Raw genomic sequence first — 14,623 nt, forward strand, 5'->3', positions numbered from 1 at the left:
CTTTTGCAAAGTAATGCAGAGGGGGTTCTTTTTTTATTAAGTTAGCAATATATAAGACGTTTTGGTAATTGTATAATTAAATTGAAATTTTTATATAAAGGTATTTCTAATTAATCCGATATATAATAAGTTGGCAAAAAATATGGGGAATAATGCTGGAGATGAGTTTAAGATATCCATTTATATATCTGTAAAAATACTAGGAAAAAGGAGAATCAACATGAGATTAGACAGGATTAAGTTAATTAAGACAAAATCAACTAGTGAAAAGGTAAATAATAAAAATGCCGAGAAATTTAAGTTAAACAGTATTAGAACTAAGTTAGTAGTAAGTTTAGTTGCGATTTGTGTAATTCCATTAATTATATCAGGATATAATTCTTATTCGAAATCAAAATCAATACTTAATGAAAAACTTAAGGTTACAAGTGTGCAAACTCTTTCGGAAGTAAACAATGGGATAACTGATTATTTTAATGGGTTCATTAATATGATTTCAGCAACAGCAAATAATTATAATATTATTAATAGTGATAATATTAATAATGATAAATATATAGATGATATATTAAAGAATGTTAAAGAAAGTAATGTAGATATAAATAGTGTGTTTTTAGCAAATGAGGATGGGAAATATAAAATATATCCAAATGAAAATTTACCAGATGATTTTGTGGCTACTGAAAGGCCTTGGTATAAAGAAGCTTCAGCACGTAAGGGACAAACAGTAGTGACGTTACCGTTTAAAGATGCGCAAAAAAATATATACGTAGTATCTGTGGCGAGAGCTGTTATAAGAGATAATAAAGTTGTTGGTGTTTTATCTATGAGTATTTCATTAACTTCATTTTCGGATAAAATAGTTGCAAAAGCGGTAGGATCTACAGGGTATATTTACATAAGTGATATAGATGGGAAAAGTATGATAGCACATCCTAATAAAGAGCTCATAGGGACTGAGGAAGCATCAAAATTAACAATTTGGAATACTGTAAAATCAAATAAAAATGGGTTTTTAGAGTATAATTTTAACGGTGCAAAGAAGTTTGGCGCTTATGAAACAAATAATATTACTGGTTGGAAGTTAGTAGCTTCTATGAATGAGAAAGAATTAACAAATGATACCAATCCGATTTTATATAATACATTAATGATATCATTAGTTATGGGTGTTATAGCACTAATTTTATCTTTTATCTTAAGTAAGGGAATAGCTCATAATATCAAAAATTTAAAGGAAGTATTTGCGAAGGCTTCTGAAGGAGATTTAACTGTATCTATAAAGGCAACAACAAAAGATGAATTTAAAGATCTAGCGGATTCGTTTAATTATATGATAAATAATATATCAAGTCTTATGAAGAGTGTAACAGAATCTTCTAAAGAGGTGTTAGAGACATCATCAAATCTTGCAAGTATGTCAGAAGAAGTGAATGCTTCAGTAGAAGAAGTTGCAAAAGCTATTGAAGAAGTTTCGGCAGGAGCAACAAATCAATCTCAAAGTGCTCAAAATGGAGCAGAAGAAATGAATGAATTATCTTATGGATTAGATAAAGTGTCTGTAGGTTCAAATGAAGTTGATAGACTTTCGACAAATACTAAAGAACTAAGCGCTAAAGGATTATCTATGATAGACACGTTAATAGATAAATCAAATAAAACAAAGGTAGCAACCAAGGAAGTTAATGATATAGTTCAAGATATGAATGAAAGTACTAAGAAAATAAATACAATATCAGAAACTATTTCGCAAATAACAGAACAAACAAATCTTTTATCCTTAAATGCGAGTATAGAATCTGCACGTGCAGGGGAAGCAGGTAAAGGGTTTGCAGTAGTTGCAGAGGAAATAAGAAAACTTGCTGAACAGTCAAAAAGTTCAACTGAAGAAATAAAGTTAATTATAGCAAATATACAACAAAAATCTGATACAGCTGTTAATGCTATAAGATCTACTGAAGAAGTGGTTAATGAGCAAGATGCAGCAGTTGGTGAAACAAAGTTAATATTTAGTGATATCCTTAGCTCTATAGGAACAATGATAAACAAAGTAGAAGAAATAAAATCATCTATTAGTGAAATTGATACTAAGAAGAAAGTGGTGCTAGAAGAAATAGAAGACATTTCATCTGTTTCACAAGAAACAGCGTCAGCTTCAGAAGAAGTTACGGCATCAACAGAAGAGATATCTTCTGCTATGAATAACTTTACAAGTTATGCAGAAGAGCTTAGAGATTTAGCAGAAAATTTAGAAAATATGATATTGAAGTTTAAAATAGATTAATATAGGAAATGGGTAAGTGGCAGGTAACTTAAGTAGATAAGTTACCTGCTATTTTTTTAATGATCTTCACAATATCTTCAAATATGATATATATAATTAAAGTTTAAGAAGGAATTTTATAGTATGTATATTTAAATAATAAATATAGAGGTGAATAGGCAATGAATAGTATTTTGATAATTGAAGATGAAGAAAAGGTGTTAGAAGTATTAAAGGCTTATCTACAAAGAGAAGGGTACAATGTATATAGTACAACTAGAGGACTTGAAGGAATAGAATTATTTAAAAGAAATAACATTAAGCTTATTATACTTGATTTAATGTTGCCAGATATAAGTGGAGAAGATGTTTGTAAAACAATAAGGCAGAATTCAGATGTATATATATTTATGATTACAGCTAAAGGAGAGTTAACTGAAAAGATAGAAGGGTTGAATATAGGTGCAGATGAATATTTGGTAAAACCTTTTAGTCCTAGAGAATTAACTGCAAGGGTAAATGCGTTATTTAGAAGAATAGGTTCTGACGAAGATGATGTAAGTTATTGTTATAATGATGGAAATTTAGTAGTTGATTATGAAAAAAGAAGTGTTACATTAAAAAATGAAGAAATTCCACTTACTCCAAATGAATTCAATATATTATATTCATTAGTTATCAACAAAGGGAAGGTTTTATCAAGAGAGCAACTTATAGAAAAGATAGGTGGTATAGATTTTGATGGATATGATAGAACCATAGATGTACATATCAAAAATATACGAAAAAAAATAGAAAAAGATACTAGAAAGCCTAAATATATTATAACTGTGATGAAGGTAGGGTATAAGTTTGGTGGTGAGAGTTAGATGCAATCCATAAGGAGAAAGTTTAGTATTTTATTTGTTATATGTTCTATGGTAGCCGTTTCTTTAATTATAATTTTTGTAAATATAACTATTAATAATAAGTTCGATGATTATATGGCTGATATTCAGGAAAAACGTTATGAGAGAATTGTCTCTTACTTTGAAGAAGTTTATAAAAGAGAAGGAAATTGGAATAAGGAATCTGGAATCGAGTTAATGCATGAAGCCTATATGGGAAATTATTGTTTAGCACTTCTTGATAAAAAAGAAAAACCAATATGGGCAATGGATGCTGATGAACTTAAATCTAATATACATCTAAGTCCTATGGAAGTTAAGGATAGTGGAGTTTATAATTCAAAAAGGTTTGAGATAAAGGCTGATGATGAAATAGTGGGATATGTTGATATTGGACAATATTCGTCTATTTTGTTGTCAGAAGAAGATGTTAACTTTAAAGCATCTATAAATAAAAGCATAATTTTAAGTGGAGTTATAACCCTTGCGATTATAATTGGAGTAAGTTTATATTTTTCTAAGCAGTTATCAAATCCAATTAAAGAAGTGGCTAGTATGTCTGTTAATTTAGCCAAAGGAAATTTTGATAAAAGATCAGCAACAAAAAGTAATATAAAAGAATTAGAAAATTTAAGGGAAAGTATTAATGTATTAGCTGAAAAATTAAAATATCAGGATATTTTAAGGCGAAGATTAATATCGGATATATCTCATGAAATAAGAACTCCGTTAAATGTTTTGCAGAATAATGTTGAGGCTATGATTGATGGGATATTTCCGATAACGAAAGAAAGACTAAATTATCTTAACGATGAAGTGGTGAGATTCGGAAAGTTATTAAATAACTTAAATGTGTTAAAAGAATTTGAGCGAGAAAGTATTAAGTTGGATTTTGAAATATTAGACTTAAGTGAAATATTAAAGATAATGCATGAGGACTTTATTTTAATGGGGAAAGACAAAAATATAGAGGTAAAATATAATTCGCAATCCAATAAGAATTATAATGTAGTTTGTGACAAAGATAAAATAAAGCAGGTATTTATTAACATAGTATCAAATGCAATTAAGTTCACTAAAGAAAATGGAGAAGTAACTATCAGTTTGTTTGAGAAAAGTGGAAGAATTATAGTTGAAATAAAGGATAATGGTATGGGGATAGAAGAAGAGGATTTACCTTTCGTTTTTGAAAGGCTTTATAGAGGAGATAGAAGTAGACATGTAATTGAAGGTAGTGGTATAGGATTAACTATTGTAAAAAATATATTAGATCTTCATTCTGCGAGCATAGATGTAAAAAGCAAAGAAGGGAAAGGAACTAAGGTAAGTATTACCTTTAACAAAATTAAGAACAACTAATAATTATTTTATTTTTTATATTAGAATACCTATAGATTAAATAAGTGACATTTTAATCTATAGGTATTATTTAGTTAATTATTACATGCCAGACATATTAGACATGTTTCCTATAATTTCGGGATTTACCATACCAAAAATCATTGCAATATGAGCAACGACTAAGAAGCCTCCTACTAGAATAAAATGAATTTTCATCTTTTCTTCTACTGTTTTTCTTTTGAATATTATGCCTAACTCCATCAGCGCAATTGGTAAAAGGAAAAATACTCCGCTTAAGTAGAAAAATACAGCTAAAACATCTACCCAAGTATGCCATCCGTTAGATGTGGTAAGGGGGATAACAGCTGTGATTAATAAATAAATAAAAATACCTGTAAAATAGAATCCGTCAAATATGCCTACAATTTTGTTAAGAGTTCTTAAACCTCCTGTTTTTGCTCTGTTGAAAATAATAAAGAACTCTGTAATAGTTAGAGTTTCTGCGCATATTACAGGGATTGCCATGAATATAATGAGATTCCATGGTTGATTCTCTGCTAGAAGAGACATGTAATGTGTCATACTCATAAATAAAACCTCCTAAAATTTATATTTATACATTACAAAAATAATATGTAGATTTTATGAAGGTTTTTATAAAAAAGCACCATGCATAACATGTTTATGCATGGCGTTCAAAGAAATATTAAATCATTATAATAATGCTGTTGCTAAATAGTTTAATACAAATAATAAAGTAACTATGTACATTATTGGATGAACTTCCTTAGCTTTACCCTTAACAACTTTTGTAATACAGAAGAAGAAGAATCCAGCTGATATACCGTTTGAAATTCCATAAGATAAAGGCATTAAAGCTATTATAAAGAATGCTGGAACAGCAATTTCTAAGTCATCCCAATGTATTTTACTAACAGATTCCATCATAAGTATTCCCACAACTATTAATGCTGGTGCAGTAGCTGCAGTTGGAATTATACCGATAAATGGTGAAAGAAATACTGAAAGTAGAAATAGCACTGCAACTGTAAGGGATGTAAGACCTGTCCTTCCGCCAGCACCTATACCAGTTGCACTTTCAACAAAAGTTGTAGTGTTACTAGTACCAAGTAATGCTCCTATAGATGTTGCTGTAGCATCTGCAAATAGAGCTTTTTCTAATTTTGAATCAAAATAAACTCCGTTTTCAAATTTTTCTTCATCTTTAGCATCGAATATTCCTGATTTTCTACCTGTTCCTAGAAAAGTACCTATTGAGTCAAAAGTATCAGATAAAGAAAATGCAAATATAGTTGCTATAACTATGAAAATCTTTGAAGGATCACCAAATAATCCAGAAAAGTCAAGCTTTAAGAAAGTTGGAGCTAAACTTGGTATTGATAAAGAAATAGTGCTTAAATCAGGTAAGTGGGTAATACCAAATGGTAGAGCCACTAAAGTTGTAGCTAAAATTCCGATAAGTATGGCTCCTTTAACATGTCTTACCATTAATATTAGAGTAATTACTAAACCAATAAGAGCGACTAAAGTAACTGGATCCTTGAAATTAGCTAGTGAAGGATTAATATCACTAAATATAGTAGAAGTTCCTGAGGAAATTCCATTTTCCCCTGAAAAACTTAAAAAATGTCCTTGCTTAAATCCAAGATATGCTATAAATAAACCTATACCAGCTGAAATTGCATATTGAAGAGATTCGGGTATAGCTTTTATTATCATTTGTCTAATTTTTGTTACGGTAATAAGAATATTTACTAAACCGCAAAGAAAGACTATAGCTAAAGCTTGACTCCAAGTAAATCCTAAGCCAAGAACTACAGTAAAAGTAAAAAATGCATTTAATCCCATTCCAGGAGCTTGTGCGAAAGGTACGTTGGCAATTAACGCCATAACAGATGTACTTATAGCTGCAGCTAAAATTGTAGCTATGAAAACAGCACCTTTGTCCATACCTGCTTGTGATAATATTACAGGATTTACAAAAAGTATGTATGCCATAGTTAAGAAAGTGGTTATACCAGCAGAAATCTCCGTTTTTATAGTAGTACCATTTTCTTTAAGTTTAAAAAATTTTTCCATTAAATTATGCCTCCTACGAAAGTTATATTAGAATTATAAAACAATATTCGTATTAGTACAAATTAAATACAAAAAATTAATTTATTATTAACAAAATATGAAATAAGTTGACATTTCTAAGTGATTTGAATGGTGTTTTATAAGTGTTTATAGTATATTATGTGAAAGTAAATATATAATTATTTAGTTATAAGTAGTATATTTATATAAATAGATATTGAGGATGATAAAATGAAGAGTGGATACATAACTTGTAGTGATGCAAAAATATATTATGAAGTGCATGGAGATGGAGAGCCGTTAGTCTTTTTACATGGAAATGGGGAAGAGATGGGATATTTCTCTCCTCAAATTAAAGCTTTTTCCAAAGAGTATAAAGTTGTGCTAATAGATAGCAGGGGACATGGGAAATCTTCATATGGGAAAAGAAAGTTATCTTTAGATTTGATGAGTAACGATGTTGTTAAAGTATTAAATGAATTAGAGCTAGATAATGTGAATTTAGTTGGTTTTAGTGATGGTGGGAATATTGCATTAAATATTGCATTGATTGTTCCTGAAATATTAAAGACAATTACTATTATTGGTGCTAATTTGAAACCGAAAGATTTGATAATAAAAGAGCGGATAGCGATATTTTTTGAGCACATGCTTACTTTTAATAAAAAGAAAAGAGAGATATTAGATCTTATGATACATGAACCTAATATGAGCACGGAAAGTTTGAAGAAGATTAATATTCCAGCTCTAGTAGTTGCAGGAGAAAGAGATGCAATTAAAGAGAAAAGTACAAGACTTATAGCAAATTCTATTAGAGGTAGTGAACTACAAATAGTTAAAAATAGTGATCATTTTTTAACTAGTAATAATTCTGAGGTTTTTAATACCATATTAATAGAATTTATTAGATCATACCAATAATTTTAGGAGGATCTGTGTATATAAAGGGAGATTTTCATATTCATTCAAGTGAATCAGATGGTGCGTTGAAACCTGGGGAGATAGTACTTTTAGCAAAAGAAAGAAATATAGATATAATTTCATTAACCGATCACAATACGGTTAAAGGGAATAAGCAAGCAATAGTAGTTGGAAATATACATGGAGTAAAGGTGATACCAGGAATAGAGCTATCTACCAGGTATCATAGAAATCAGGTGCATATACTTGGATATTTTTATAATGATTTTTATAAGAGTAAAGAATTTAATGAAACTTTAGAACTTATTAATTGTGGTAAGTTTAAAATGTGTAGAACAAAATATAAGAGATATATTTTGGAATTTAAATCAGAAGAAAATAAGCTCACAACTATGGCAGGAGTTGAGTTTTTAAAGTATAGTGGAGCTAAGGTTGTATTAGCTCATCCAACATTGCTGAAAAGAGACGTTTTTGAAAGCTTGATAAAGTTAAATTTTGATGGAATAGAAGCAAAATACTACAGAAATAAAGAAAATGAAACTGAGTATTTTATTGAAGTAGCTAAGAAAAAAGGGATCGTATATACAGCTGGATCAGATTTTCATTCTTTGAAAAAGAATGATTTAAAACATGGAACTTTGGGGCAGATTTATCTTGAAGAAGAAGAGATAAAAGAATTTTTAAAGATGTTTTAATGTTCAATTAGTTTAAATAAAAAGGTACTATCTAGAATTCGCATCTAGGTAGTACCTTCTTTGCTTATTTATTTTTGAATCCAAACAACTCTTTTTTTTGGTTTAAGAATATACCCATTAGTGTAGGTAAAAATAATACTGAAATTATAGATGTAATGCTAAATCCGTATAAAATGGTATTTATCAAGTTTGCAATTGCAGCTATGTAATAAAGTATTATTCCTATTTTTGTTTTATTAAGAATAAGTATACATCCTACGGAAAGTGTAATTGATATAATTGCGCTTATTACAAATGTGGATGTAGTTGCTCCGAGTTGAGCTAGTTGGTCTTTCATTAAGAAGCTACCTACTAAAGTAAGTAAAGTAAGAGCCAATCCTATAAAATGCAAAACACAAATAGTTATAATTCCTCCGCCTAATTTTTCATCTTCATTATTGTATTCCATAAGTAAATCCTCCTTGTTAGTAAATGGGTGATATTATAAATTATAATACAATTTGTCTAGATATAACATAAGATAACCTTAAAATTACTATTTTCATCTAAAGGATGGAACTTATCTTAGATGTGGAACTGGTACCGCAAGAAAAATACATAATGATAGTTAGTTTAATTAAAGTAAGTGAATAACTATAAAACGTTAATATAACTACTCTCAACAGGCTTGAAAAAAGTTTTAAAAGTATGCTTGACAGAACATATATGGAACTGGTATTATGAGTTTGTAAACAATTTAAGTAAACGTTATAAACAGGAGGAGATGTAGATGAGCAAAGAACAAAATGTCGCAAGAGAAATATTGAAAAATATTGGTGGAAAAGAAAATATAAAATCCATGGAACATTGTGCTACAAGATTAAGGCTTATTTTAAAGGATAAAGAACAGATTAATGAAAAAGCTATAGAAAATATTGACAGGGTTAAAGGACAATATTTTGCAGCTGCTCAGTATCAAATTATTTTAGGGACAGGTTTTGTAAATAAAGTATTTGCAGAAATGAGCAAGGAAGGTGTAGAAGCTGGAGATGCAAAAGAAGATGCATATAAAAATATGACTACATTGCAAAAAATTTCTCGTACATTAGGAGATATTTTTGTACCAATAATTCCTGTATTAGTTGCAACGGGTCTATTCATGGGGGTACGTGGATTAATAACTAGCTTAGGTGTAGAGTTAAATCCAACATTTCTTGCATTAACACAAGTTTTAACTGATACAGCATTTGCGTTTTTACCAGCTTTAGTTGCATGGTCAACAGTTAAAAAGTTTGGAGGAACACCTGTTATAGGAATGGTACTAGGACTTATGCTAGTTGCACCGCAATTACCAAATGCATATAGTGTAGCAGGTGGAACAGCAGAACCAATGTATATTGGTTTATTAGGATTAAGTATTCCGATAGTAGGTTATCAAGGATCAGTTTTACCAGCTTTAATTTTAGGAATTATTGCTGCAAATCTTGAAAAGAGATTTAGAAAATTTATACCAGATGTTATTGATTTAATCGTTACACCGTTTTTAACATTAACTATTTCAATGATATTAGGATTATTAATTGTTGGACCAATTATGCATTCTTTAGAACAAGTTATACTTGGTGGGTGTAAATCATTCATTGGATTGCCATTTGGAATTGGTGGAGCTATTATTGGGGGATTACATCAAGTAATAGTTGTATCTGGAATACACCATGTATTTAATGCATTGGAAGTTGAATTATTGTCTTCTACAGGGCTTAATCCATTTAATGCAATAATTACAGGAGGAATTGTAGCTCAAGGTGCAGCTGCTTTAGCAGTAGCTTTTAAAACAAAAGATAAAAAGAAACGTTCATTATATATTTCATCAGCAGTTCCAGCATTTTTAGGAATTACTGAGCCAGCTATATTTGGGGTGAACTTAAGATTTATTAAACCATTTATATTTGGTTGTGTAGGTGGATTCACAGCTGGATTGTTTTCAGGAATTATGAATTTAGCAGGAACAGGAATGGGAGTAACTGCTCTTCCAGGTATATTATTATACTTAAATACTAATATAGTAGGCTATTTGGTAGCTTGTTTAATTGCTATAGTAGTTGCATTTACATTAACTTTTATATTCTTCAAAACTGAAGAATAATAAAAATAGAGAGTTCTAATAATAGCTATAGAACTCTCTATTTAGGTATCTGCATGTATTTTTGATCTTCACTTATGATATAATATCTTTACGTAAATAAGGGTAAATTCCTTTGTTGTTTAGGAGGATTATTATGAAAGTTACTATTCAAGATATTGCAAACATGGTTGGAGTATCAAAGAGCACTGTATCTAGATATTTAAATGGTGGATATGTAAGTGATGAAAATATAAAGAAGATTAGTGAAGCAGTAGAGAAGACCGGATTTAAATCTAATTTTTTTGCAAAGAGATTGAAGGCAAAGAATAGTGGGTTAGTAGGAGTTGTCATTCCTAGAATAGATTCTTTTACAGCGGGTAAAATTTTAAAGAGTATTAACATGCAGTTAGAAGAAAAGGGATATCAGATAATAATTTTATCTAGTGAGTTGGACAAAGCCAAAGAGATTAGATCTATTGAAAAACTACATGAACAAGGGGTAGATGGAATAATAGTAATGGCATTTGATATTACTAAAGAAAATATTGCATTGGCAAATAAAATAACAATTCCTATTATTTTTACTGGTCAAGAAAATAGCTTAGTTAGATGTATTAAGATAGATGATAGAAAAGCAGGAAAAATGTTGGGAGAGTATATAAGAGATAAAGGTCATAGGGAAATAGTATTTTTAGGAGTTACTGAGGATGATAAAGCTGTTGGAATAGAAAGAAAAGAAGGTTTTTATGAAGCTTTCAATAATGTTGAAAGTAATATAAATTTTGTTCAAGCAGATTTTTCTTTCAATAAAGCTTATGAAATGGCAGAGAAGGTTATTTCGTACAACCCAACAGCAGTAATAGGTGCTACTGATAATATAGTTCTCGGATTTATAAGGTATGCCTTTGAAAAAGGATATGAAATACCTAAAGATTTTTCGGTAGCTGGTTTTGGTGGATATGATATAGGATTAGCAGTTCACCCTACTATAACGACTGTAGATATAGATTATGAAGCGCTAGGTAAAAAAGCAGCTAATTCTATAGTAGCATCTATAGAATTAGAAGAAATAGAAGATGAGACTAATATTAATTTAGAGTTAATTGAAAGAGAAAGTGTAAGAAAAGTAGAATAGTGAGGTAAGAGATGGGAGAGTTTAAATCTTTAGAAGATATAAATTTAGATGTTGTAAATAGTTATAAGAATAGCAGTAATAATGATCTTTGGAAATTAAACTACCATATTGAAGCTCCATTTGGATTAGTTAATGATCCAAATGGATTATGCTATTATGATGGAGAATATTATATATTTTTTCAGTGGAACCCTTATGGATGTGAACATAAGTTTAAGCATTGGGCATTAGTTAAAACTAAGGATTTTGTAAACTTTACTATGCCGAAGGCAGTGCTTGCTCCAAATGATTGGTATGATAAGAACGGTTGTTATTCTGGGAGTGGTATAGTAGTAGATGGTAAATTAGAGCTTCTTTATACAGGAAATGTTAAGGATGATAAGGGAAATAGAGAATCATATCAGTGTAGAGCAACTTGTGACAAAGAAGGAAATATCACTAAGTTAGGACCTGTTATACCGGAAATTCCAAAAGGATACACTGCGCATTTTAGAGATCCTAAGGTATATAAAAAAGGTGATGTATTTTATTGTGTTATAGGAGCTCAAAACGAGGAGCTTAAAGGTAGAGTAATTTTATATTCTTCTGAAGACTTCAAGTCTTGGAAATTAGAAGGTGAAATAGGCACTAAATATAAAGAGTTTGGATATATGTGGGAGTGTCCAAGTGCCTTTGAATTAGATGGTAATGATATATTGGTATTTTCACCTCAAGGACTTGAAAAGGAAGAGTTTAAGAATCAAAATATATATCAATCAGGTTATATAATCGGAAACCTTAATTATGACACACTTAACTTTGATCATTGTGAGTTTAAAGAACTGGATATGGGATTTGATTTTTATGCACCTCAATGTTTTAAAGATGATAATGGAAGAAATTTAATGATAGGATGGATGGGGCTTCCTGAGGAAGAGGATGGACATCCAACTAGAAAGTTTGGAAGAATTCATTGTTTAACAATGGTGAGAGAGTTATCTATAAGAGAGGGAGTTTTATATCAAAGACCTATAGAAGAATTTAAAAACCTGAGAAAAGAACTTATAGTTGATCTTCAAAATGTTCAATGCAATGAGTATAAATTTGATAGCATAAGAAGCAATAGTTATGAATTATTGTTAGATCTAAATAGAATAGATTCAAGTAAGGTAGAATTAAAATTTGCATTAGGAAAAGATGAGCATATGTCTTTTAAGTATGATTTTGAGTCTGGAATTGCTATAATAGATAGAAGTAATATGCTGGAAGGTGATAAAGGCATAAGAAAGTTTAAACTTTTACCTAAGGATAACATAAAAATACAAATGTTTATGGATACTTCTGCTTGTGAAATATATTTACAAGATGGATTAGAAGTTGCTTCAAGTAGAATCTATCCTAAAGAAGATAGTTTTGAAGTTAAATTAATATCAGAAGGTGGAAGTGTAGAAATTCATAAAGCAAAAGTTTGGAATTTAGAAGGAGTAAAATATAATGAATAAAGTATTTTGCATTGGTGAGTTATTAATTGATTTTATAGGTAAAGATATTAATAAGGGATTAAAGAATGGATTTAATTTTGAAAAGAAAGCAGGAGGAGCACCAGCTAACGTTGCGGCGGCAGTTTGTAAGCTTGGTGGAGAATCAGCTTTTTTAGGTCAAGTTGGAAATGATTCTTTTGGGAAGTTCTTAGTCGAAATGTTAGAGTCGGTAAATATAGATTCTGAAATGACGAAAATGGAAGGTTGTACAACATTAGCTTTTGTTGCTATTGATGAAAATGGAGAAAGGGATTTTGAATTTAATAGAGGTAGCGACGGAGATTATTCTTTTGATAGTATAGATTTAAGTAAGATACATAAGGAAGATATAATTCATTTTGGATCAGCTACAGGATTTTTAGAAGGGGAATTAAAGAATACTTATTTCAAGTTGCTAGAATATGCAAAGAGAGATGATATGTTTATTTCTTTTGATCCTAACTATAGAGATGCATTAATTACTAGTTGTAAATTAGAAGGATTTATAAATGATTCTAAAACTTTTGTTAAAGATGCGGATTTTGTTAAATTAAGTGATGAAGAAATTAAGCTTATAACTAAGGAAGAAGATTTAAAAAGTGGTGTGAAGATTCTTCATGAAATAGGTGCTAAGGTGGTAGCTATTACTTTAGGGGCAGAAGGGACGCTAATTAGTGATGGAGAAGATATGGCTATAGTACCTTCTATAAAAATAAAACAAGTTGATTCTACTGGGGCTGGGGATTCTTTCGTTGGAGCGGTGTTAAAGCAGGTAGCAGATCGTAAAGATAAAAAGGATATTACTTTTGAAGATTGGAAGAAGATAATTAGTTATGCTAATAAAGTTGGAGCTATAACTTGTACAAATTATGGAGCTATAGATTCTATGCCATATGCTAAAGATATAGAATAGTGGCAAAAACTCTTTGCAGAAGAAATTTTGCAAGGAGTTTTTTTATTTTGGTATAGTATAATTATATATAGTTAAAAGCGATGGAACTTATATATTTATAGACGTTTCAGTTTAAAGCAAACTTGGGATAAACTAGATATTTTGGGAGGATAGAGTGTGGATAAGAAGGAAATTAGAAAAGAAATTATTTTAAAAAGAGATAAAATTGAAGAAAAAGACAAGAAAGAATTTGATAGGAAAATAAAAGATATTCTTAAGTCTAGTGACTATTATAGAAAAGCTAAAAATATATTTATTTATATTGGATTTGGTAGTGAAATTAATACAGCTGAATATATTAATGAGTTCTTAGAGGAAGGAAAAAATATATTTCTTCCTAGGATAGACTTAAGTAAAAAAGTCATGGATGCAGTTGAGATTCATTCACTAGAAGATTTAAAGAAAAATAAATTTGGAATTCTAGAACCAGGTAAGGACGAAGCGGTAATAGATAAAAATCTATTAGATTTAATAATAGTACCTGGTGTTGCTTTTGATCTTTGGGGCGGCAGAGTAGGATATGGTGGTGGATATTACGATAAGTATATGTCAGATATAGATGAATCTATTCATAGATTAGCATTGTGCTATCAATTTCAAGTGTTAAAGGAATTACCAAAAGAGAAACATGATATAAAGATTAATGAGATAATTACTGAAAATGGGTTAATAATTGTATAAAAGTAATAGGCTGTGCAAACCATGGAATTAGTAGAATAATTGTAT

Annotated in this window: 13 protein-coding genes; 10 read left to right on the forward strand and 3 right to left on the reverse strand. The window is 29.8% G+C overall.

The annotated features are described in order from the left end of the window. Positions 1–220: 220 nt before the first annotated feature. From FAY47_RS12440 to FAY47_RS12450, 3 genes are all read left to right on the forward strand, one after another. A complete protein-coding gene (locus tag FAY47_RS12440; protein ID WP_143317085.1) occupies positions 221–2,284 on the forward strand; it encodes a methyl-accepting chemotaxis protein in 2,064 nt (687 codons plus the stop codon). Between the two features lie 161 nt (positions 2,285–2,445). Next, positions 2,446–3,132, forward strand: a complete 687-nt coding sequence (locus FAY47_RS12445; RefSeq protein WP_143317087.1) for a response regulator transcription factor — start codon at positions 2,446–2,448, stop codon at positions 3,130–3,132. Beyond that, complete coding sequence (locus tag FAY47_RS12450; RefSeq protein ID WP_143317089.1) at positions 3,133–4,509, forward strand: HAMP domain-containing sensor histidine kinase; 1,377 nt, start codon at positions 3,133–3,135, stop codon at positions 4,507–4,509. Positions 4,510–4,590: 81 nt separating this feature from the next. On the opposite strand, the gene FAY47_RS12455 is transcribed toward FAY47_RS12450, so the two are convergent. Then, complete coding sequence (locus tag FAY47_RS12455) at positions 4,591–5,079, reverse strand: DUF6803 family protein (RefSeq protein ID WP_143317091.1); 489 nt, start codon at positions 5,077–5,079, stop codon at positions 4,591–4,593. A gap of 126 nt (positions 5,080–5,205) precedes the next feature. Then, positions 5,206–6,591 carry an NCS2 family permease gene (locus FAY47_RS12460; protein ID WP_143317093.1) on the reverse strand — a complete coding sequence of 462 codons (1,386 nt, stop codon included), beginning with the start codon at positions 6,589–6,591 and terminating at the stop codon, positions 5,206–5,208. 231 nt (positions 6,592–6,822) lie between these two features. On the opposite strand from FAY47_RS12460, the gene FAY47_RS12465 reads away from it, so the two are divergent. Together FAY47_RS12465 and FAY47_RS12470 are read left to right on the forward strand one after the other, a co-directional pair. After that, complete coding sequence (locus FAY47_RS12465) at positions 6,823–7,512, forward strand: alpha/beta hydrolase (protein ID WP_143317095.1); 690 nt, start codon at positions 6,823–6,825, stop codon at positions 7,510–7,512. 14 nt (positions 7,513–7,526) lie between these two features. Next, on the forward strand, positions 7,527–8,207 hold the full coding sequence (locus FAY47_RS12470; RefSeq protein ID WP_143317096.1) for a PHP domain-containing protein: 681 nt from the start codon (positions 7,527–7,529) through the stop codon (positions 8,205–8,207). 64 nt (positions 8,208–8,271) lie between these two features. Here the strand turns inward: FAY47_RS12470 and FAY47_RS12475 are convergent, their stop codons facing one another. Beyond that, the gene (locus FAY47_RS12475) at positions 8,272–8,655 is read right to left on the reverse strand and encodes a hypothetical protein (protein WP_143317098.1); all 384 of its coding nucleotides are present in this window, start codon (positions 8,653–8,655) and stop codon (positions 8,272–8,274) included. Between the two features lie 321 nt (positions 8,656–8,976). On the opposite strand from FAY47_RS12475, the gene FAY47_RS12480 reads away from it, so the two are divergent. The 5 genes from FAY47_RS12480 to FAY47_RS12500 all read left to right on the forward strand — a co-directional run bounded on the left by FAY47_RS12480 (position 8,977) and on the right by FAY47_RS12500 (position 14,578). Then, positions 8,977–10,332 (forward strand): sucrose-specific PTS transporter subunit IIBC, encoded by a 1,356-nt coding sequence (locus FAY47_RS12480; RefSeq protein ID WP_143317100.1) that lies wholly within the window; start codon positions 8,977–8,979, stop codon positions 10,330–10,332. Positions 10,333–10,465: 133 nt separating this feature from the next. Further along, entirely contained in the window at positions 10,466–11,446 is a 981-nt protein-coding gene (locus FAY47_RS12485) for a LacI family DNA-binding transcriptional regulator (protein ID WP_185966820.1), read from the forward strand. Between the two features lie 11 nt (positions 11,447–11,457). Further along, positions 11,458–12,927: a sucrose-6-phosphate hydrolase gene (locus tag FAY47_RS12490; protein WP_143317102.1), complete on the forward strand. Its 1,470-nt coding sequence runs from the start codon at positions 11,458–11,460 to the stop codon at positions 12,925–12,927. Further along, entirely contained in the window at positions 12,920–13,858 is a 939-nt protein-coding gene (locus FAY47_RS12495; RefSeq protein WP_143317104.1) for a carbohydrate kinase, read from the forward strand. The genes FAY47_RS12490 and FAY47_RS12495 overlap by 8 nt, the downstream gene beginning before the upstream one ends. Positions 13,859–14,014: 156 nt before the next feature. Further along, a complete protein-coding gene (locus FAY47_RS12500) occupies positions 14,015–14,578 on the forward strand; it encodes a 5-formyltetrahydrofolate cyclo-ligase (protein WP_143317106.1) in 564 nt (187 codons plus the stop codon). Positions 14,579–14,623: the final 45 nt, after the last annotated feature.

Origin of the sequence: Clostridium sp. HBUAS56017 (assembly GCF_007115085.1) — a bacterium.
Taxonomy (GTDB): domain Bacteria; phylum Bacillota; class Clostridia; order Clostridiales; family Clostridiaceae; genus Clostridium; species Clostridium cibarium.

Excerpts from the sequence above, each read along its gene's own strand:
- FAY47_RS12450 (WP_143317089.1), top strand. The coding sequence starts at position 3,133 with ATGCAATCCATAAGGAGAAAGTTTAGTATTTTATTTGTTATATGTTCT.
- FAY47_RS12480 (WP_143317100.1), top strand. The coding sequence starts at position 8,977 with ATGAGCAAAGAACAAAATGTCGCAAGAGAAATATTGAAAAATATTGGT.
- FAY47_RS12460 (WP_143317093.1), bottom strand. The coding sequence starts at position 6,591 with ATGGAAAAATTTTTTAAACTTAAAGAAAATGGTACTACTATAAAAACG.
- FAY47_RS12490 (WP_143317102.1), top strand. The coding sequence starts at position 11,458 with ATGGGAGAGTTTAAATCTTTAGAAGATATAAATTTAGATGTTGTAAAT.
- FAY47_RS12475 (WP_143317098.1), bottom strand. The coding sequence starts at position 8,655 with ATGGAATACAATAATGAAGATGAAAAATTAGGCGGAGGAATTATAACT.
- FAY47_RS12465 (WP_143317095.1), top strand. The coding sequence starts at position 6,823 with ATGAAGAGTGGATACATAACTTGTAGTGATGCAAAAATATATTATGAA.
- FAY47_RS12455 (WP_143317091.1), bottom strand. The coding sequence starts at position 5,079 with ATGAGTATGACACATTACATGTCTCTTCTAGCAGAGAATCAACCATGG.
- FAY47_RS12445 (WP_143317087.1), top strand. The coding sequence starts at position 2,446 with ATGAATAGTATTTTGATAATTGAAGATGAAGAAAAGGTGTTAGAAGTA.
- FAY47_RS12485 (WP_185966820.1), top strand. The coding sequence starts at position 10,466 with ATGAAAGTTACTATTCAAGATATTGCAAACATGGTTGGAGTATCAAAG.
- FAY47_RS12440 (WP_143317085.1), top strand. The coding sequence starts at position 221 with ATGAGATTAGACAGGATTAAGTTAATTAAGACAAAATCAACTAGTGAA.
- FAY47_RS12495 (WP_143317104.1), top strand. The coding sequence starts at position 12,920 with ATGAATAAAGTATTTTGCATTGGTGAGTTATTAATTGATTTTATAGGT.